Below are 20280 nucleotides of genomic sequence, written 5' to 3' on the forward strand. Positions count from 1 at the left end.
AAGTAAGGCGACCCTGACTCGTCAATATCCGACAGCCTCAGCCGTCTTATCTTCGACCATTTCCAATCAGGAACAGAAATATGTGCACGAACAAAAAACGCCTTATTCTTACTCAAAATAGTTACACCCGAGCCAACCATAAAGAGCTGGATAAACCCGATGTAGCGAGTGCTTTTCCAGATGGTTTATTGCCCCTGAGTGCACTCAACGCGCCACTTCCTGTCACCTTTAAATTATGGGACGACGCCACGACCGACCAGACCTATCAATTGTTCTGGGAAGGCGATGGCGTTGGCGAGCGCACCGACGTCCTCGATGAAGACCTGGCAAACCCGGAGACCTATCTGAGCCTGGATATTCCCGTGGAGTTTCTGGTTGAGAAGAATGACCCGGCCAATCCAAGCGATAAGAAATACAAACTCAAATATCAGATCTACGACAAAATCAGCCAAGAGGAAACCGACTCGTTCGAGACCCTGATCGAGGTCGACACCACCCGTCCCGGCCTGCCAAGCCATGGCCCGATGGCCTTCCCCCGGGAAGTCGATGATGGCCTGACCTCGGCGGAGTTGACCGCACTGGGCAATAGTCTCGATGTCATGGTGACCAGTTACAGCACCATGGCCGAGGGTGATTTCATCGAGACGTTCTGGGGCACTATTCCGGGCCCCACAGCCACGGTGCAGATGAACGATATCGAGTTGGAGGAAGTCCCCCTGTCCTTCACTCGCACCTTTCTTGAAAGCGTCGAGTCCCAGGTCGGCAACATCCTCTCGGATGTGACCTATATCATCACCGACCGTGCCGGCAACGTCTCGCCACGCTCCATGGCGCGGCAGATCCGCTTGCTGCTGGCCGAGATCCCGGACGATCTGCCGCGGCCGATCGTCGAACAGGCCAGCCCCGCACAAGGTGGCCTGATCGACTACAACGATGCGATCACCGGCGTCACCGTCGAGATCCCCCATTACCTGGGTGCCCTGCCCGAGGACCTGGTCACGCTGTATTGGGGCGACAGCAACCCGTTGCCGGCCATTCCGGTCCAGGACGGCGAGGAAGACAACGATCCGATTCTTTCGCCAGTCCTGCAATTCGACATCATCAATCGTTTCCCCGAGGCCACGGTCAATGTCCACTATGAAGTACGCCGCAACGGCCAACTGGTGGGTACCTCGCTGGTGCTGCCGGTGGATGTCTACCTGACCCTGCCCGTCCCGGAGGAACGCCTGCAGCCCTTGACGATCCAGGGCACCAGCGACAACCCCAACCGCGACGACAACTTCATCGACCCGGACGACTACGAGCTGGATGGGCGGGCGATCTTCCGTTGGGTCAACGGCCTGCGGGTCGACGACTACATCAATCTGCACTGGGGCCAGCAGGTGGTGCCGCAGTGGCATCAGATCACCCAGGAGGACTTCAACGCCGGTGTCGACTTCGATATCGAGGTAGCCAATACGGTGATCAAGCTGGAGGGTACCGGTGCCGCCATTCCAGTGACCTACACCATCACCCGCGACACCAACCCCAACCCGGCGCTGGCACCGACCCAACCGGTGGTGGTGCGCTCGAAAATGGAACAACCCGGTGGCGATATCGGCCTTCTGGAACCGGTGTTCACCCGACTGTCCGACGCCGGTCATGTCATTCCGAGCCTGAGTCCGGACGGCACGCCGGTATTGGTCAGGCCTTATGAGAATATCCGGCTCTACCACGACATTGCCCTGACGTTCAAAGGGTTTGAACTGGACGGAACGCCTATCCCGGACGCGCTCTATGAAAAGACCGATACGATCAACCCGACCAATATCGACACGGGCCTGACCTTTCTGATTCCGCTCGCCAAGTTGATCAGCATTTGCAAAGGTTATGCAGAAGTCACTTATCGGGTCGAACCGCGTCCTGAACATAACCAGGAACCGGCCAACTCGTTGATGGGCTCGGCCCCGGTCAGCATGAACCGGCCCGGTGTAGGTTGTAGTTAACGCAGCAAAGTTACACCCACCTGAAAACCCGACAAGCCCTTTATAAGTTAATACTTATCAAGCGCCTCAGTGTGTCTGCGGCCTTCTCTGGACGGCCGCATTCAAACAAGGAAATCCCTATGACCCTTACAACTTCCAGCACACCTGTCTTTGATAAGCCGGATGTTCCCGCTGCCTTCGAGGATGGACTATTACCCCTCAGTACGCTTGGTGCTCCGGTCCTTGTCACCTTCAAAGTCTGGGACAACCCTTCGACCAGCGAAACTTACCAGTTGCTCTGGAACGAAGTGCCTATTGGCAATAGTGAGTTCATCAAACCCGAGGACCAGCCCGGCAATACCCTGGAACTTTATATCCCCCTCGATCAGCTGATCGAGGGCAAGTATCAACTGGCCTATCGGGTCACCGATACGTTCAGCGAAGAATTCACCGATTCCTTCCCCTCCCCCGTCGAAATCGACACCACCGCCCCCGGTTATCCCACCACCCTCGCGCCCCTCGACTTCCCCTCGGTGGTCAGCGACGGCCTCACCTCGGAAGAACTGACACAACTGGGCGATGTGCTGCCGGGCACTGTCCACGGCTACAACGGCTTCGCCATCGGCGACCGGGTCCGAACCTTCTGGGGGGCCACCGAAGGTCCCGGCGGCGAGGTCGAGGAAGATGACCTGGAGGAACCGCGAAAAGTCATCATCGAGTACCCCCGCGCCTTTCTCGAATCCCTGGATGACTTCAACGGCCCGGTGTTCTATACGGTCACCGACCGGGCCGGAAACAGCTCCCAGGACTCGACCGCCATTGATGTATTGCTGTTGCTCAACAGCCTTCCGGTGCCCGGCGACCTGCGGCGCCCGGTCATTCGCGGCGCCTCGCCCGAGGCTGTGGATAACCTGATCGACGAAAATGATTTCGAGCGGGATGCGAGTGCCGTCATTGCCTGGAATCCCGGTTTGCGCGAAGGGCAAAACATCCAGCTGTTCTGGGCCGGACAACCGATGTTCGAGCCACCCTATAGCGTCACCGAGGGCGATGTCGCCGCTGCCCGCGACTTGCATCTGCCGGTTCTCAACAGCCGGTTCAAGCCGCTGGGCACGGGCAGCGATATCCGCGTGCAGTACAGCGTCACCCAGGCCGGCAATCCGAACACGTCAAGATCGCCGGAGCAAAGCATCATCGTCCGCTCCCGCGATGAACTGCCCGGCGGACCGGCCGGACCGGATGCCCCGCTGTTCACCAACCTGAACGAGAACGGCGCGATCAACACGGTCAACGGTCGCGACGGCGCCCCGGTGCATATCGTCCCCTACCTCAATATCAAGGCCGGCGATGTCATCCATTTCCTCTACGAAGGTTTCGATCAACTGATTGGCGGCAACCCGAAAAACCAGTGGCCGCACACCTCCGATCCCCTGACCGAGGCACAAACCCGCGACGGCTACGACCTGCGGGTGCCGCGAGCGGTGCTGGACGCCACCTGCTATGGCCATGCCGAGGCCACGTTCAGCGTCGACAGCGTGAGCGGAACCGGCCGTTCGAAGCGCCAGAGCGCCTATGTCGATATGCGCGTGGCCGGTGTCTGTCCGCCGGCCTCTCGCTAATGACCAGCCCACCCTTTTCCCCTGGAGCCTTTATCATGTCCAAGCCCATCAGCGCACGAAACCTGGATCGTCCCCAGGTCCTCAGCGCACACCCCGCCGGGGTCGGCGCCGTCGATGTCGAAAACCCGGAAAAGCCCCTGGCCGTGCTGGTCGGGCCGCTGAACCTCAAGCCTCGGGATCGTATCGACCTGTACTGGGGAAGCGTTGCCGAACCGACCGTCAGCTATGAGCATCCCCTGGACGCCCCACCCGACAATGGTTTCGTGACCCTGTTCGTCGAGACCCGCAGCCTTGAGTCGGCCAAGGATCCGCAGCCGGTTCGCTACCACTTCACACCGTTTCCCGGCGGCAGTATGGAAGAATCCGACACCACCTTTATCCGGGTAAAACTGGAGCCACCCGGCGGTATCGATATCGACCCGGCGACGCCCCATGAGAACGAAGCCCTGCGTCCACCCCGGGTGCAACCGTCGGCGGTGATCGTCGATCCGCAAGGCGTGAGGGTGATCATTGCGCCGTATCGGTACATGAGCGAAGGCGACCGGATCAGCGTGACCTGGGCCGACCAGACGCTCCAGCACCCGGCCTTGGGCGCGGCGGAACTGGAGCGGGAGGTGGTCGTCCCGATCCCGGCGCAAATCGTCGAGAGCGTCGGCAACTCCAGCAACCTGCCGGTGCGCCATGAGATCCACGATGTGGTCGGCAACTGGTCGAAACGCTCACCCGCCACCGAGATCGTGGTCAATCTCGATTCACGCTGAGCCTCCCGCGCCGGTTGCCACCCGCCAGGCAACCGGCGCTCTACAGCACCTGGCGCTGGATAAAGTCGTGGATGTCCCGCGCCGCCGCGTCCAGATGCTGCTCATGGGTGAAACCGCTGGCCTTCAGCGGCTTGAGATCGTGGTCGGCCGCTGCGAGCCAGTCCAGCTCGATTTGAGCCGACAGTTCATAACCCGACACGGTTTGCCGATTGCCCAGGGCATCGCGTTCGCCCTGCACGATCAGGGTCGGCGTGGCGAGATCCGCCAGATGCGCCACCCGGGGTTTCTCCGGTTTGCCCGCCGCGTAGAACGGATAGCCCAGGCACACCAAACCTGATGCACCGAGGTCGTCGGCGAGCAGGCTGGCCATGCGTCCACCCATGGACTTGCCGCCAATGAACAGTGCTCCCGGGACCTGCCCTTTCACCCTCTCGTACACCTCGCGCCAGCACTCCAGCAAGCGCGCCTGCGGGTTCGGCGGACGCTTGCCGCCGTCCAGGCGCCGTTGCGCCATATAGGGAAACTCGAAACGCAGCACGGCAATGCCCAGCGTCGCCAGACGTTCGGCCATGGCGTTCATGAAGTCACTGTCCATCGGCGCGCCGGCGCCGTGGGCGAGGATCAGCGTGGCGAGCGGGCCAGCCTCGCCGGCGGCGTTGTACAGATAGCCCGAATCCACGGCCCAGATGGCCTGGGAATGGGGTGTTTGCAGGGTCGCCATGTCGCCTCTCATTTCACTGTCCGCACCGACCTCGGCCCCCAAATGGGCCCGCGCCGGCAACCTAGATATGTAACGCATCGCTGCGCCGCTTTTCCTGAAAATGAAAACACCTTATCTGCCAGCCCAGACACTGCAAGGCCGGCGGCGCCGACACGGGACGCTCCCCGGTCCATTTCCAGACGAGTATTGCCATGCATCAAGACGCCCTCACCCACGCCGAACAACCCGGCGCCAGTCGCCCTCCAACGGACCTTGCGGTCGCGCCGATGCGTCAGAAGACGGCGATGCCGCTGCTCAGCCGCACCTTCGCCAGCCTCGAAGAAGCCCTCAAGTATGCCCACGGCCAGGCCGCTTTCAAAGGTTTGAAGCGACCCTCGTCGTTTATCCTCAAGCATGCACAAAAGGCGGAGTTCACCACGACACAAGCGCTGGACAGCGCACTGCTGCCCTTCGACCCGGACGCGGTCTTCGGTCGGGACGCCCAGGGCCGGCTGCAGTTGCCCGAAGGCTTTATCCTCGCCGGCCTCTATTGCCAGGCCGAGACCGCCCACGAACAACTGCCGCCCCGGGAAAGCGGGCTGTACGAAAACTTTTTCAGCCCCTACGACCTGTTCGCGGGGCTCCATCACGCACGCCGTTCGCGTCCCTCGATGCCGGGCGCGCACCCGCCGCCGTTGTTTTTCGGTACCCCCGACGGGGCGCTGCTGGCCTACCGCTCCGGGGACAGCGAACTGGAGCAGGCGCTGCTGCCCGAAGGCGCGGACTGGCAGGCACGGGCACGGCACGCTCGCGAGCAACTGTTGAGCGGCGCTCTGCCGCCCCACCAATTCGTCCGCACCATCGCTGCCGCCGGCTCGTTGCGGGTGTTGCACGGCAGCCACCTGTGGAACCGCCCGGGAGGGGTCGATCCGATCCATTGGGCCCCCTTCGCCGACGCCGTACTGCCTGGGCTGGGCCCGGCCTTCCTGTCGGCGGACGACGCCGCCCGCCATGCCCAGCAACTGATCCAGGGCGGCACCGACAAGGAGTTCGGCGGGCTGATCTTCCAGCGCCAGGACGGGACCTTTGTCGCCACGCTGCCGACCACCGGCAACGACAGCCGCTTCAACCGCGATGCCCTGTATCCGATCACCGAAACCGGTATCGCCAGCTTCCCCCCCGGACACCGGCTCCATGCCGTCTACCGTTCCAACATAAGCCTGTCAGCCCTCAGGGAGCAAAATGGCGGACCGCTCGACAGGACCTCGACACTCTCCGAACAGGAGAAGCGCCTGCGCCTGAAAAGCATCACCCCGGACGAGGTCCTCACCACCCTCCTCGCCCGGCCACAGGGGATCAGGGCGTTTTATGCGCTGATGACCGACTCCAACATCATCAAATACATCCCCAGCGGCTCCGACGAGGAGGACGCGCTGGTCCCGCGCCTGCTGCCAGGCAACGACCTCAGCGACCTCGATCAATTGCTGCCCAGCGAGTTCATCAAGGCCCTGGCCAAAACCGGCTCACTCTATGTGGTCCGCGGCGATACCTACTGGGGCCCGCCCGGCCAGGTGCCCGGCGATTGGGCACCCTATCCACCGGAAAAAGCCTCGACTCCGGCCTTGCCGGCCTTCGGGCCACTGTTCGAAAGCGCGGATGCCGCGGCCCTGTACGCCAACGAACGCATCAATGGTCATTACCGCGACCGGCGGATCGGCGTGATTATCAGCGACAGCCACCAGCGCTACGCCGCCAGCGAACCGCTGACCGCCAGGGAAGCGCTGTTTGCCGCCGACCCACGGTTGCCCACAGGCGTCGAGGGTTCACCGGCGTTACCACCTGGCTATCGCCTGGCCGGCCTCTACTACAGCGCCGAGTTGTATCCGCAACGCTTGCCGTGCAAGGACGTCTGGATATACCGCAACTTCTTTCTGCCCGATGAGCTGCTGGCGGCGCTCAAACAGATCGAAGCCTATCGTCCGGACCCGAGCTCGCCCGCCCTGCCCTTGTACCTGAGCACCCTCGACGGCGCGCAGCTGAAATACCGGTCGCGGGATATCCCCTTCGACCAATCGCTGCTCGCCGCCAGCGAAAACCTTCCGAGCTACGGCGAACGCCTGGTCAAGGGCATCCTCGACCCGCTGAACTTCATCCACGCGCTGGCCGACAGCGGTGAACTGAGCGTGCTTCAGTCCAGTGAACTGTGGGGCCCGGCCGGTCGGGTCAGCAGCGAATGGCACGCCTATGATCAGCTACCGCGACGCGTCCTCGGCCCGCTCTTCGCCAGTGCCGACGACGCGGCACGCCACGCCCACGGGCAGATCCCCCGCCGCTACGACAAGGTCCATGGCGGGGTGATCCTGAAACGCGCGGACGGCCTGTTTGTCGCCAGCGCGCCGCTGGTGTCAGCCACCGAGATCTTCGACCACACCCTGGTATTCCCCCACCGGAATGGTTTTCCCCTGGAAGATCATACGATTGTCGGGACCTACAGCTCGCGTCTGGGCAGCCTGGATTTCCAACTGCCAACGACGGAAGCCCAGTTGTACCTGAACCTGTTTCCGACCTGGGATATCTATCGGGCCATCAAGGATCGCGCGATTCCATTGCGCTATTTCTCCGGCCAGGACGGCTCGTTGATCCGCTACACCAGCCGGCATTCACCGAACGAAATCGAGCTGTTCAAGGCGCTGTCGCCCTCAGCGACAGATCCGCTGAACCTGATGGACAACCCCACGGAACGGCGCTTCAAGAGCGGCCTGGACGCCGACAAGGGCGCCGTACTGACGTTCGTCCGTGACCTGGTCAACGCCGCCGAGCTGCGGGTGCTGGTCCGTGGTCGCGATATCTGGGCAAGCCTCGGGAAAGTGCTGTCGATTCGTGACAGCGCCGCCGGGGTGCGCGTCGAGACGGACCAGGCACCGATTGCCACGTATCCCCCCGCGTTCAGCCCGGTGTTCATGAGCGCCGCGGATGCTGTACGCCATGCGCTCGCGCAAACCAACCCGCGAACCCGGCGCAGCTTCGGCTTTATTTTCAAGAAAACCGATAAGGAATACGTCTCCACCGTCCCCGCCCTCGACACCAGCGGCGACTTCGATCGCACGCTCATACTCCCGCCGGAGATCGCCGTTCTCAGCCTTATCCCCGGTTATCGCCTCGATGGCCTCTATGTGTCGGAGCCCCGGCGGGAGGCGCCGCCCAGCGACAGGGTCTACCAGCATTTCATTGCGGCGCGCGATTTCGCCCACGCCATCAAGACCGCTCGCGAAACGGCGATCGTGCCAGGCCACCAGAGCACCACCCAGCTGTATCTGGCGAGCGCCGACGGGGCCTTGTTCAGCTACCAGGTGCCGTTGGTGCCCGATGCCGACGAAGTGCTGCGGGGCAGTCTCTTTCACAACGACGGTATCGATACCCAGGGCCAGTTGGAGAACGGCGCGCTGTCCGGTCGCGACTATGTCCGGCGCGTGGCCGCGAGCGGCAAATTGAGTGTCTTGCGGCCCGGTACGCTGTGGCGCCAGACCGGCCCGGTCAGCGCCACCTGGGACCCGTCCGACGATGCGTCAGGCGCAACCGAACCCTATGCCCTCGGCCCGCTGTTCGCTCACGCCGACGATGCCGCGCGCTATACCCATGGCAAGATCGGCCAGGGTCGAGGTGCGCTGCTGGTGGACGCGATCTACCGCACGTCCGCCCCCGACGGCTATGTCACCCTCGAGCCTTTTGTCGATGGCCAGGCAATCAAGGTCACCCGCACCCTGGCCGACCTGAAAACACCGGCGCTGGAGAAACAGCGCCTGGCGTTGACCCTGGGAAAAACCCCGCTCGACAGTATCCACTACGCCAAACCCCTCGATCCCGCCCGCTACGAGACCGACGGCACGCCCTGTTTCGACTTCTTTTGCGTCGAGGATATCTGCTTCGTCACCCAGACCCTGCTGGCGGACAACCTCTTCCTCAACGGCATCTACTACTCCAGCCAGGAAGGTGCCCTGCTCAAGTACGAGCCCAGGGACTCCCGCGCACAACGGGACTTGTGCACGCCGGTCGAACCAGTCGGCGGCGGCCGCAACAGCATTACCCTCCCCCATGCCCGGTTGATCAGCGCTGTCGCCAGTGCCGGCAAGCTGAGCGTGCTGGAGGCCAGTACGCTCTGGCCAAAACCGGGCCTGATCGCCCCCACCTGGACACCGATGTGGGCCGTCGCCAATCGACAGCCGCGCGCCAGCCGGGACCTGCTGCCGCCGCTGATCAACAGCTTCAATATCGGCGGCGTGGGCGCCACCGATGTGATCGACCCGCAACGCCCGCTGCCCGTGGTGATCGCCCTCCTGGATCTGAAACCCAGGGACCGCCTCGACCTGTATTGGGGCACCCATCCCGACCCCGTCGCCAGTCATACCCAGGGCAGCGAACCCGGCGCCAGCCATCTGACCCTGCCAGTCGCGACCCGCTGGATCATGTCCGGAGAGGTGACGGTGCGCTACGTCCTCACCCCCTTCCCCGGCGGCACGCCCGAAACGGCCGAGGCCAGCATCCGGGTCAAACTGGAGGTTCCCGGCGCACCTGACATCCATTCCGGCACACCCGACGAGAACGACAAGCTCGAACTGCCCGTGGTACTTCCACCGGGGGTGATCGAGGATCCGGAGGGTGTCAGCGTGGTCGTCAAGCGTTACGCCAACATGGCCGCCGGTGACCGGATCAAGGTGTCCTGGCACGGTCGCTTCGTCGAGCATCCGGCCCTCACGGGCCCGAGCGAGGAGGTGGTGATCCCGATTGATCCGGCGATCATCCGCGAGGCCGGCAACGCCGACTCGATCATCGTCCGTTACGAGATTCGCGACGAGGTCAACAACTGGTCGAGATGGTCACGCCCGACGCTGGTGGAGGTCGGCATCGGCGATCCGTCCCTGCCCGCCCCGGTGGTGCCCCGTGCCCAGGGCATGCAACTGAACCTGGACGAACTCGGCGGCGCCGCTGTGCAGACCCTGATCCTGCGCTACGAAGGGATGAGCAGTGCCCAGACCTTGCGCCTGCTGGTCGAAAGGGAAACCGCCCAGGGCGCGCCGCTGCCGACGTTCAGCGCTACCCTGCCCGGGCATGACAGCGATACGTTCGTGTCCTTCGAGGTGCCGAACGAGCAGTTCCTCCTGATCATCCAGGGACAGGCGCGGTTCTACTACTATGTCGAGGCGCCCGAGCAACCCTCGCGCCGCTCCAAGAGCCGCTCGCTGAAAATCCTCGGCCAGGCCCTGGTCCTCAAGCCGCCACGGGTGCCCGTGGCCGAAGCCAACGGCAACGTGCTCGACCCGACGGCCACCGGGGTGATTGCCCGGGTGGAGGCCTACTCATTTATCGCGGTGGGCCAGACCGTGAGCCTGATCTGGATCGGCACCACCGCCGCCGGTCTGGAAGTCCGCCATGAACAGACCCTGCCCGTCATCGCGAGCGACCAGGACATCGACTTCACGATCCCGGACGACAAGGTCAGCGTCCTGGCCGGCGGCTCCGTGGTGGTCCGTTATGAAGTCAAGACCGACGCCCCCGAGCCCATCGTTTCGCAGCCGTTGCTGCTGCCCGTCAGCGCCAGGCCACTGGATCTTCCGCCTCCCGAGGTCCTGGAGGCCCACGGCAGCGTGCTGTTCCCCCTCGAGGCGCTCGCCGGGGCGACGATCCGCGTCCGATATAAAAACATGCTGAGCAGCGATACCGTTCAAGCCTACTGGCGAGGCACACCCGGCAACGGCACCCCGGTGATCGACGCCAAGCCCGGGAGCGCCGACGGCAGCGTCGATTTTTCCGTCCCTGCCACGGCCGTCAGCGCCAATATCGGCAAACGCGTGGAAGTCGGCTACAGCGTCACCCGCCAGGGCATTCCCGCACCCTCGCGAATCCTGCCGCTGGACGTACTGCCCATCGCCCACGAGCATTTGCCCGTGCCCTTCGTTCGCGAAGCACCGGACAACCGCCTGCTGGACCTCAACACCTTTGCCGGCGATGGCCATATCGAAGTCGGGAAATGGCCGCATATCCAACTGGGCCAACGGGTCTGGCTGCGCGGCGAAGGAACCCGGGGCAATGGCAGCCCTTATGTCTTCACGATCTGGGAGGCCCAGGAAATCCCCTCGATCGAGGACCGCTTCGACGATCCGCTCCTGCGTCGCCATCTCGACCTGCTGCGGGACTTGAGCGGCCTGACCTTTACCTTCTCGGTAAGCTTCGACGGCAGCGCCGACGAATCGACGGCGCTGATTTTCCCCAGGCTGTCGCTGACCGTCAGGGCCATGAAACGTGTGCCTGAACTGATCTTCGACACCCGCCCCGTCAACCTGCCCGGCAAGATCTACCTGATTCCCTGCCATCCGCTGGTCTTGCCCGACTTCGGCCCCGGCACGACTATCCAGCGCACGGCCGACGGCGGTGTGCCCGGTTATAGCTACAGCAGCGACGCCCCGCGGATCGCCGTCGTCGACCACAGCGGCCGGGTGACCGTGCGCGGCAATGGCAAGACGCGAATCCGCGTCACCGACCGGGTCGGCCAGCACCAAAGCTACGAGGTGACCGTGAGCGGTGTGATCCAGTGCTACAACCTGGGCGTGGGAAGCATCGACGCGACCCTGCTGACGGCCCGGCAAAAGGGACTGAAGGTGCCGACCCTGGATGAGCTCAAGGCGATACGCCAGCTATACGGCAGGCACTGGCCCTTGCAGTCCGCCGACAAGCCGCTCACCTGGTCATCGACCTCAAAGGACCTGCTGCAGACGCCTTATGCCTACGCGGTGCTGAACATGAGCAAACCCGGCCTTGAACCCGAAGAGCCGCATGTTTCGCTCAGCATCGGCCTGCCGGCGTTGGTCTATTCCGTTTCCGGCCTGGGTATCGGCCCTTCGTTGATCGCTGATTGCCGCAAGGCCCGCGGCTTGCCCGCCGATGCCCGGGAGCTGGAACGCCCCAGGGTCGAGGCGGCCCTGGACGACGGCCAGGGCCTGTTGCCGACCAGCGCGCTCGACAGCCCGGTGCCGGTGACCTTCCCGGTCTGGGCGAACCCCGCCACGGATGAGACCTATCAGCTGCTGTGGGGCACGGAACTGCTCGGCAGCCCGATGTTCATTGCCCCCGGCGACAATCCCGGCGACACCCTGAGGCTGGACATTCCCGTTGCGGCGCTCACCCATGGCACCCATGAACTCAGGTACCGGGCGTACAGTACCGTCAGCCAGACCTGGACCGATTCGTTCCCGTCGCTGATCGAGGTCGACCGTGAACAACCCGGACTGCCCGCGCTGGCGGCCATGGCCTTTCCACCCCAGGTCAACGACGGCCTCACTCCGGCGCAGTTGAGCCAACTGGGCAATGTGCTGCCGGGCACGATCGCCAGCTACAACGGTTTCGCCATCGGCGACCAGGTGACCACCTTCTGGGGTGATATCGAGGGGCCGGGAGCGCGGGTCGAGGAACTCAAGACCATTGTCATCGAGTTTCCCCGCGCGTTTCTCGTCTCCCTGGGCGCCGATGCCGATTGGCCGGTGACCTACCGGATCACCGACCGCGCGGGCAACCTGTCGGAGCCCTCGACGCCCACCACCGTCAAGCTGCGCCTGAAGAGCGTCGAGCGTCCCGAACTGGTGTTCGACCAGCGTCCGCTGACCCTCAGCGGCAGGATCTACCTGATCCCCAGCCACCCGACGGTCCTGCCCGCCTTCGGCCCGACCACCTCGGCCAGGCGTGCGGCCAGCGGCGGTACGCCCGGTTATACCTACACCTCGGGCAATCCGGCGATTGCCGTGGTCGACGCCTCCGGCCTGGTCACGGTGCGTGGCAACGGCAGCACGACCATCACCGTGCGCGATCACGGCGGACAGATGAAAAGCTACAACCTGACGGTCAGCGGCGTGATCCACTGCCATGGGCTGGGGCTGGGGACCTTCGCCAGCATGCAGGCGAAGGCCGGCGCCGGGCATCGGCGCCTGCCGGCGCGCGCCGAGCTGAAGGAGATCCATCGCCTCTACGGCAACCGCTGGCCCCTGGGCGCCCAGCGCGAATGGCTGGCGGAAACCCTGCGGGAAACGGAGTCGACGACTGCGAGGGATTTCGGCCTGACCTGGTCCACCGACCGCGCGACCGCGGTGCCGCCGATCAAGTACTACGTGCTGCACCTGCCCAGCGGCAAGGAGTCGATCCTGTTCGATCTGAGCAACGCCTATGGCCTGGGCCTGAGCTGAGCAATCCGCCGGTGGCCCTGCGGCCACCGGCAATTCCCACCCCATTGACCCCCGTCAATACCACCCGCTGGCTATTTGCCCATGCTTGGCTGGCTTTTAGTCTGCCTATAACTCCAGATCCCGCGAATGCAACAGCGCCGGCCGGGTCTGAACCGTGGATGGGGAACCATGAACACTTCAATCAGTACCGCCTACAACTACAAGGTGGTCCGCCAATTCGCCATTATGACGGTGGTGTGGGGCATCGTCGGCATGGGGCTCGGGGTTTTCCTCGCCGCCCAATTGGTCTGGCCCGAACTCAACTTCAACCTGCCGTGGACCAGCTTCGGCCGCCTGCGCCCGTTGCACACCAATGCGGTGATCTTCGCCTTCGGCGGCTGCGCGCTGTTCGCCAGTTCCTACTACTCGGTGCAACGCACCTGCCAGACCCAGCTGTTTGCGCCAAAGATCGCGGCGTTCACCTTCTGGGGCTGGCAACTGGTGATCCTCCTGGCGGCCATCAGCCTGCCCCTGGGCTACACCAGTTCCAAGGAATACGCCGAACTGGAATGGCCGATCGATATCCTGATCACCATCGTCTGGGTCGCCTACGCCATCGTGTTCTTCGGCACGCTGATGAAGCGCACCACCAAGCACATCTACGTCGGCAACTGGTTCTTCGGCGCCTTCATCCTCACCGTGGCGATCCTGCATATCGTCAACAACCTGGAACTGCCGGTCAGCCTGACCAAGTCCTACTCGATCTACGCCGGGGCCACCGACGCCATGGTCCAGTGGTGGTACGGGCACAACGCGGTGGGCTTCTTCCTGACCGCTGGTTTCCTCGGGATGATGTACTACTTCGTACCGAAACAGGCCGAGCGGCCGGTGTATTCCTATCGCCTGTCCATCGTCCACTTCTGGGCGCTGATCACCCTGTATATCTGGGCCGGTCCCCACCACCTGCACTACACCGCCCTGCCGGACTGGGCCCAGTCCCTGGGCATGGTGATGTCGCTGATCCTCCTGGCACCGAGCTGGGGCGGCATGATCAACGGCATGATGACCCTCTCCGGGGCCTGGCATAAGCTGCGCAGCGACCCGATCCTGCGCTTCCTCGTGGTCTCCCTGGCGTTCTACGGCATGTCGACCTTCGAAGGTCCGATGATGGCGATCAAGACCGTCAACGCCCTCTCCCACTACACCGACTGGACCATCGGCCACGTGCACGCCGGCGCCCTCGGTTGGGTGGCGATGATTTCCATCGGCGCGCTGTACCACATGATCCCGAAAATCTTCGGCCGCCCGCAGATGCATAGCATCGGCCTGATCAACGCGCACTTCTGGCTCGCCACCATCGGCACCGTACTCTACATCGCCTCGATGTGGGTCAACGGCATCGCCCAGGGCCTGATGTGGCGTGCGGTCAACGAGGACGGCACGCTGACCTACTCCTTCGTCGAAACCCTGGTGGCCAGCCACCCCGGCTACGTCGTCCGGCTGATCGGCGGGGCGATCTTCTTCAGCGGCATGTTGCTGATGGCCTACAACACCTGGCGCACCGTGCGCGGCGCGCAACCCGCCACCGTGATCGCCGCCGCGCAGATGGCCTGAGGAGCTCGCCATGAAACATGAAGTGATTGAAAAGAACGTCGGCCTGCTGATGCTGCTGATGGTGCTGGCCGTGAGCATCGGCGGCCTGACCCAGATCGTCCCGCTGTTTTTCCAGGACGTCACCAACAAGCCGGTAGAAGGCATGAAGCCCTACACCGCGCTGCAGCTGGAAGGCCGCGATATCTACATCCGCGAAGGCTGCGTCGGCTGCCACTCGCAGATGATCCGGCCGTTCCGCGCCGAAACCGAACGCTACGGGCACTACTCGGTGGCCGGAGAAAGCGTCTGGGACCACCCGTTCCTCTGGGGCTCCAAGCGCACCGGACCGGACCTGGCCCGGGTCGGCGGGCGTTACTCGGAAGACTGGCACCGCGCGCACCTGTACAACCCGCGCAACGTGGTGCCGGAGTCGAAAATGCCGGGCTACCCCTGGCTGGTGGCCAATCCCTTGGATAACAGCCTGACCGAAACCAAGCTGCGGGCCATGCGCACCCTGGGCGTGCCCTACACCGACGACGACATCGCCGGGGCCAGGGAATCCGTGAAGGGCAAGACCGAAATGGACGCCCTGGTCGCCTACCTGCAAGTGCTCGGCACTGCGATCAAGAGCAAGAGGTGAATCATGGACATGAGTAGCGGAATGATCCGCGGCCTCGGCACCCTGGTGGTGTTCTTCGCCTTTATCGGCCTGGCCCTCTGGGTGTTCAACGCCAAGCGCACCCCCGAGTTCGCCGAGGCCTGCATGCTGCCCTTCGCCGATGACGAGCCGCTTCCGGCCCCCCCTGAAGATCCCACCGCAACAAGGAGCACCCAGCCATGACCACCTTCTGGAGTGCGTATATCTGCGTACTGACCATCGGCAGCCTGATCGGCCTGACCTGGCTGTTGATCGGTACGCGCAAGGGTGAAACCAAGGGCAGCGTCGACCAGACCATGGGCCACAGCTTCGACGGCATCGAGGAGTATGACAACCCGCTGCCGCAGTGGTGGTTCATGCTGTTCGCCGGGACCCTGGTGTTTGCCGTCGGCTACCTGATCCTCTACCCGGGCCTGGGCAACTGGAAAGGCATCCTGCCCGGCTACGAGAACGGCTGGACCGGCGTCCACGAATGGGAAAAGGAAATGGACAAGGCCGATGCCAAGTTCGGACCGATCTTCGCCAAATTCGCCGCCATGCCCCTGGAAGAAGTGGCCAAGGACCCGCAAGCGCTGAAAATGGGCGGACGCCTGTTCGCCTCCAACTGCGCGGTGTGCCACGGCTCGGACGCCAAGGGCGCCTACGGTTTCCCCAACCTCGCCGACGATATCTGGCGCTGGGGCGGCAGTGCCGACACGATCAAGACCACCATCATGGGCGGACGCATCGCGGCCATGCCGGCCTGGGGCGAAATCCTCGGTGAGGACGGGGTGAAGAACGTCGCGGCCTATGTCCGTCACGACCTGGCCAAGCTTCCGCTACCGCAGGATTCCACCGCGGACCTGGCGGCGGGCCGACAAACCTTCAGCACCACCTGCATCGCCTGCCATGGTGCCACCGGCCAGGGCAGCCAGATCATGGGGGCCCCCGACCTGACCCAGCCTTCCGGCTTTATCTACGGCAGCAGCGTGACGCAATTGCAGCAGACCATCCGCCACGGTCGCCAGGGCCAGATGCCGGCCCAGAGCGAACAGCTCGGCAACGATAAGGTGCAGTTGCTGGCCGCTTACGTGTTCAGTCTCTCCCACGGCAGTCAAGGAGAAAACAAAGCCCAATAGCCACCGGATATTTCCTGTCGCATCGATCAGGATGCGACAGTTCCCCGCCTGTACGCGACCCAGTGTCGCACCTCTCTTTTAGTCCGCCTACCCACTCCCGGGAATCGGTACTAAGCTTTGCAAACTTCGATCAAACCGCATCCCCTCGCCTGCCGGACGATTCCGGCCTTTTCGAGGGCGCGTTTTGACCTTACACCGAGCATGGAAAGGCCGCAGAATCAGCGTCACACGGTATTGACCCAGGTCATGCCGCGTTGCAATGACCCTACGCTTTATCCATACTTGCGGGCGATTTTCACCCCTAATAAATATACTTAAACCGTGGAACCTTAGAATGAGCACAGCAATCAGTCCGACTGCTTATAACTATAAGGTAGTCCGCCAGTTCGCCATCATGACGGTGGTCTGGGGGATCCTTGGCATGGGGCTCGGTGTCTTCATCGCCTCGCAACTGGTCTGGCCGGAGTTGAATTTCGGTCTGCCGTGGACGAGTTTTGGACGCCTGCGCCCGCTGCACACCAACCTGGTGATTTTTGCCTTCGGTGGTTGTGCATTGTTTGCCACTTCCTACTATGTCGTGCAGCGAACCTGCCAGGTACGACTGATCTCCGACGGCCTCGCGGCCTTCCACTTCTGGGGTTGGCAAGCCGTCATCGTCGGCGCCGCGATCACCCTGCCCCTGGGTTACACCACCACCAAGGAATACGCCGAACTGGAATGGCCGCTGGCTATCCTGCTGGGGATTGTCTGGGTGGTCTACGCCCTGGTGTTCTTCGGCACCATCATCAAGCGCAAGACCAAGCACATCTATGTGGGTAACTGGTTCTACGGCGCCTTCATCATCGTCACGGCGATGCTGCACATCGTCAACCACGCCTCCTTGCCGGTGAGCTTCTTCAAGTCCTACTCGGCCTATGCCGGGGCGACCGACGCGATGATCCAGTGGTGGTACGGCCACAACGCCGTGGGCTTCTTCCTGACCACCGGCTTTCTCGGGATGATGTACTACTTCGTGCCGAAACAGGCCGAGCGGCCGATCTACTCCTACCGCCTGTCCATCGTGCATTTCTGGGCGCTGATCACCCTGTACATCTGGGCCGGTCCCCACCACCTGCACTACACCGCCCTGCCGGACTGGGCCCAGTCCCTGGGCATGGCGATGTCGATCATCCTCCTGGCGCCAAGCTGGGGCGGCATGATCAACGGCATGATGACCCTCTCGGGGGCCTGGCATAAGCTGCGCACCGACCCGATCCTGCGGTTCCTGGTGGTGTCCCTGGCGTTCTATGGCATGTCGACCTTCGAAGGGCCGATGATGGCGATCAAGACCGTCAACTCGCTGTCCCACTACACCGACTGGACCATCGGCCACGTGCACGCCGGCGCCCTCGGCTGGGTAGCGATGATTTCCATCGGTTCGACCTACCACATGATCCCGAAAATCTTCGGGCGTCCTCAGATGCACAGCATCGGCCTGATCAACGCGCACTTCTGGCTCGCCACCATCGGCACCGTGCTCTACATCGCCTCGATGTGGGTCAACGGCATCACCCAGGGCCTGATGTGGCGTGCGATCAACGACGATGGCACCCTGACCTACTCGTTCGTCGAAGCGCTGCAGGCCAGCCATCCCGGCTATATCGTGCGCGCCATCGGCGGTGCGTTCTTCGCCAGCGGCATGCTGTTCATGGCCTACAACGTGTTCCGTACCGTTCGCGCCTCGGACCCGGCTGAAGCTGAAGCCGCCGCTCAGATCGCTGTCGCTGGAGCTCACTGATGAAGCACGAAGTAGTCGAGAAGAATATCGGCCTGCTGGCCTTCTTCATGGTCATCGCCGTGAGCATCGGCGGCCTGACCCAGATCGTCCCGTTGTTCTTCCAGGACGTCACCAACAAGCCGGTCGAAGGCATGAAGCCACGCCCGGCACTGGAACTGGAAGGCCGTGACATCTTTATCGCCAACGGTTGTGTCGGCTGCCACTCGCAGATGATCCGCCCGTTCCGCGCCGAAACCGAACGCTACGGGCACTACTCGGTGGCCGGTGAAAGCGTCTGGGACCACCCGTTCCTCTGGGGCTCCAAGCGCACCGGGCCGGACCTGGCCCGGGTCGGCGGGCGTTACTCCGATGACTGGCACCGCGCGCACCTGTACAACCCGCGCAACGTGGTGCCCGAGTCGAAAATGCCGGCTTATCCGTTCCTGGTGGAAAACAAGCTCGATGGCAAGGACACGGCGAAGAAAATGGAAGTCCTGCGCACCCTCGGCGTGCCTTACACCGACGAAGACATCGCCGGAGCCAAGGATGCCGTGAAGGGCAAGACCGAAATGGACGCGCTGGTGGCCTACTTGCAGGGCCTGGGCACCATCATCAAAAGCAAACGGTGATCTGGATGGATATCGGGATGATTCGTGGCCTGGGCACCCTGGTGGTGATGGTGGCCTTTATCGGCCTGGCGCTGTGGGTGTTCAGCCCGCGCCGCAAATCGGAATTCGAGGATGCAACCCTGTTGCCTTTCGCGGATGACCCCGAAGCCATCAAGCAGGTCGAAAAAGCGTCTAGGAGTAATAAAGAATGACTACGTTCTGGAGTCTGTACGTCACAGTCCTCACTCTGGGTACCATCTTCGCCCTGACCTGGCTGCTGCTGTCCACCCGCAAGGGTCAGCGCGCCGATCAGACCGAGGAGACGGTTGGCCACTCCTTCGACGGTATCGAGGAGTACGACAACCCGCTGCCCAAATGGTGGTTCATGCTGTTCGTCGGCACCATCATCTTCGCCCTCGGCTATCTGGTCCTGTACCCGGGCCTGGGCAACTGGAAAGGCCTGCTGCCCGGCTACGCCTACCTCGACAACGATAAGCAGACCCCCTTCGCCAACGGCCAGACCGGCTGGACAGGCGTGCACGAGTGGGAAAAGGAAATGGCCCGCTCGGATGCCAAGTTCGGACCGATCTTCGCCAAGTACGCGGCCATGCCCATCGAGGACGTGGCCAAGGACCCGCAAGCACTGAAGATGGGCGCACGGCTGTTCGCCTCCAACTGCTCGGTGTGCCACGGTTCCGATGCCAAGGGCGCCTACGGCTTCCCCAACCTGACCGACGAGGACTGGCGTTGGGGCGGTGAGCCGGAAACCATCAAGACCACCATCATGGGCGGCCGCCACGCGGTGATGCCGGCCTGGGCCGAAGTCATCGGTGAGCAGGGCGTGGCCGATGTCGCCTCGTTCGTGCTGACCAATCTGGATGGGCGCAAGCTGCCGGAAGGCGCCAAGGCCGACCCGGTGGCGGGGCAGAAACTCTTCGCCACCAACTGCGTGGCCTGCCACGGTCCTGAAGGCAAGGGCACCCCGGCCATGGGCGCGCCAAACCTGACGCACCCGGCGGCGTTCATCTACGGTTCAAGCTTCGCGCAACTGCAACAGACCATCCGTTATGGTCGCCAGGGGCAGATGCCGGCCCAGGCGCAGTTGCAGGGCAACGACAAGGTCCACTTGCTCGCCGCCTACGTCTACAGCCTGTCCCACGGTGACAACAAGCCGGCTGAATAAACGCGCTTGAGCAACACCCGACGGCCCCGCCAGCCAGCCTGGCGGGGCCGTTTTCATTTGTGCCAAGGCGCTGCTCGGACACATCCGGATGCACTGCCAGCGCGCGCCTATCC

General features: G+C 63.3%; 13 protein-coding genes. 12 read left to right on the plus strand and 1 reads right to left on the minus strand.

Annotated features, from left to right (window positions below; genetic code table 11):
- Positions 1 to 188 precede the first annotated feature (188 nt).
- The 3 genes from CWE01_RS11060 to CWE01_RS11070 all read left to right on the plus strand — a co-directional run bounded on the left by CWE01_RS11060 (position 189) and on the right by CWE01_RS11070 (position 4344).
- A complete protein-coding gene (locus CWE01_RS11060) occupies positions 189 to 1985 on the plus strand; it encodes a hypothetical protein (protein WP_256579341.1) in 1797 nt (598 codons plus the stop codon).
- Positions 1986 to 2104: 119 nt separating this feature from the next.
- The gene (locus tag CWE01_RS11065) at positions 2105 to 3583 is read left to right on the plus strand and encodes an addiction module component (RefSeq protein WP_100940570.1); all 1479 of its coding nucleotides are present in this window, start codon (positions 2105 to 2107) and stop codon (positions 3581 to 3583) included.
- A gap of 35 nt (positions 3584 to 3618) precedes the next feature.
- Positions 3619 to 4344, plus strand: coding sequence for a hypothetical protein (locus CWE01_RS11070; protein WP_100940571.1), 726 nt, complete (start codon positions 3619 to 3621; stop codon positions 4342 to 4344).
- Between the two features lie 40 nt (positions 4345 to 4384).
- Here the strand turns inward: CWE01_RS11070 and CWE01_RS11075 are convergent, their stop codons facing one another.
- Positions 4385 to 5065: an alpha/beta family hydrolase gene (locus tag CWE01_RS11075; RefSeq protein ID WP_100940572.1), complete on the minus strand. Its 681-nt coding sequence runs from the start codon at positions 5063 to 5065 to the stop codon at positions 4385 to 4387.
- 191 nt (positions 5066 to 5256) lie between these two features.
- Between CWE01_RS11075 and CWE01_RS11080 the strand changes: the two genes are divergently transcribed.
- The 9 genes from CWE01_RS11080 (at position 5257) to ccoP (CWE01_RS11120) (ending at position 20167) form a co-directional block, all read left to right on the plus strand.
- Positions 5257 to 13272 (plus strand): hypothetical protein, encoded by an 8016-nt coding sequence (locus CWE01_RS11080; RefSeq protein WP_177410468.1) that lies wholly within the window; start codon positions 5257 to 5259, stop codon positions 13270 to 13272.
- A 168-nt stretch (positions 13273 to 13440) separates the two neighbouring features.
- Positions 13441 to 14865 carry a cytochrome-c oxidase, cbb3-type subunit I gene (ccoN, locus tag CWE01_RS11085; protein ID WP_100940573.1) on the plus strand — a complete coding sequence of 475 codons (1425 nt, stop codon included), beginning with the start codon at positions 13441 to 13443 and terminating at the stop codon, positions 14863 to 14865.
- A gap of 10 nt (positions 14866 to 14875) precedes the next feature.
- Positions 14876 to 15484 (plus strand): cytochrome-c oxidase, cbb3-type subunit II, encoded by a 609-nt coding sequence (gene ccoO, locus CWE01_RS11090; RefSeq protein WP_100940574.1) that lies wholly within the window; start codon positions 14876 to 14878, stop codon positions 15482 to 15484.
- Positions 15485 to 15487: 3 nt separating this feature from the next.
- Entirely contained in the window at positions 15488 to 15685 is a 198-nt protein-coding gene (locus CWE01_RS11095) for a cbb3-type cytochrome c oxidase subunit 3 (RefSeq protein ID WP_100940575.1), read from the plus strand.
- The gene (ccoP, locus tag CWE01_RS11100; protein ID WP_100940576.1) at positions 15682 to 16620 is read left to right on the plus strand and encodes a cytochrome-c oxidase, cbb3-type subunit III; all 939 of its coding nucleotides are present in this window, start codon (positions 15682 to 15684) and stop codon (positions 16618 to 16620) included. Before CWE01_RS11095 ends, ccoP (CWE01_RS11100) begins: the two co-directional genes overlap by 4 nt.
- A 334-nt stretch (positions 16621 to 16954) precedes the next feature.
- On the plus strand, positions 16955 to 18397 hold the full coding sequence (ccoN, locus tag CWE01_RS11105) for a cytochrome-c oxidase, cbb3-type subunit I (RefSeq protein WP_100940577.1): 1443 nt from the start codon (positions 16955 to 16957) through the stop codon (positions 18395 to 18397).
- Positions 18397 to 19005 carry a cytochrome-c oxidase, cbb3-type subunit II gene (ccoO, locus tag CWE01_RS11110; RefSeq protein ID WP_100940578.1) on the plus strand — a complete coding sequence of 203 codons (609 nt, stop codon included), beginning with the start codon at positions 18397 to 18399 and terminating at the stop codon, positions 19003 to 19005. The genes ccoN (CWE01_RS11105) and ccoO (CWE01_RS11110) overlap by 1 nt, the downstream gene beginning before the upstream one ends.
- A gap of 5 nt (positions 19006 to 19010) precedes the next feature.
- Positions 19011 to 19196 carry a cbb3-type cytochrome c oxidase subunit 3 gene (locus tag CWE01_RS11115; protein WP_100940961.1) on the plus strand — a complete coding sequence of 62 codons (186 nt, stop codon included), beginning with the start codon at positions 19011 to 19013 and terminating at the stop codon, positions 19194 to 19196.
- Positions 19193 to 20167: a cytochrome-c oxidase, cbb3-type subunit III gene (ccoP, locus tag CWE01_RS11120; RefSeq protein ID WP_100940579.1), complete on the plus strand. Its 975-nt coding sequence runs from the start codon at positions 19193 to 19195 to the stop codon at positions 20165 to 20167. The genes CWE01_RS11115 and ccoP (CWE01_RS11120) overlap by 4 nt, the downstream gene beginning before the upstream one ends.
- The last annotated feature ends 113 nt before the right edge of the window (positions 20168 to 20280 follow it).

Origin of the sequence: Pseudomonas sp. QS1027, assembly GCF_002814235.1 — a bacterium.
GTDB lineage: Bacteria > Pseudomonadota > Gammaproteobacteria > Pseudomonadales > Pseudomonadaceae > Aquipseudomonas.

Excerpts from the sequence above, each read along its gene's own strand:
- CWE01_RS11065 (WP_100940570.1), top strand. The coding sequence starts at position 2,105 with ATGACCCTTACAACTTCCAGCACACCTGTCTTTGATAAGCCGGATGTT.
- CWE01_RS11070 (WP_100940571.1), top strand. The coding sequence starts at position 3,619 with ATGTCCAAGCCCATCAGCGCACGAAACCTGGATCGTCCCCAGGTCCTC.
- CWE01_RS11075 (WP_100940572.1), bottom strand. The coding sequence starts at position 5,065 with ATGGCGACCCTGCAAACACCCCATTCCCAGGCCATCTGGGCCGTGGAT.
- CWE01_RS11080 (WP_177410468.1), top strand. The coding sequence starts at position 5,257 with ATGCATCAAGACGCCCTCACCCACGCCGAACAACCCGGCGCCAGTCGC.
- ccoN (WP_100940573.1), top strand. The coding sequence starts at position 13,441 with ATGAACACTTCAATCAGTACCGCCTACAACTACAAGGTGGTCCGCCAA.
- ccoO (WP_100940574.1), top strand. The coding sequence starts at position 14,876 with ATGAAACATGAAGTGATTGAAAAGAACGTCGGCCTGCTGATGCTGCTG.
- CWE01_RS11095 (WP_100940575.1), top strand. The coding sequence starts at position 15,488 with ATGGACATGAGTAGCGGAATGATCCGCGGCCTCGGCACCCTGGTGGTG.
- ccoP (WP_100940576.1), top strand. The coding sequence starts at position 15,682 with ATGACCACCTTCTGGAGTGCGTATATCTGCGTACTGACCATCGGCAGC.
- ccoN (WP_100940577.1), top strand. The coding sequence starts at position 16,955 with ATGAGCACAGCAATCAGTCCGACTGCTTATAACTATAAGGTAGTCCGC.
- ccoO (WP_100940578.1), top strand. The coding sequence starts at position 18,397 with ATGAAGCACGAAGTAGTCGAGAAGAATATCGGCCTGCTGGCCTTCTTC.
- CWE01_RS11115 (WP_100940961.1), top strand. The coding sequence starts at position 19,011 with ATGGATATCGGGATGATTCGTGGCCTGGGCACCCTGGTGGTGATGGTG.
- ccoP (WP_100940579.1), top strand. The coding sequence starts at position 19,193 with ATGACTACGTTCTGGAGTCTGTACGTCACAGTCCTCACTCTGGGTACC.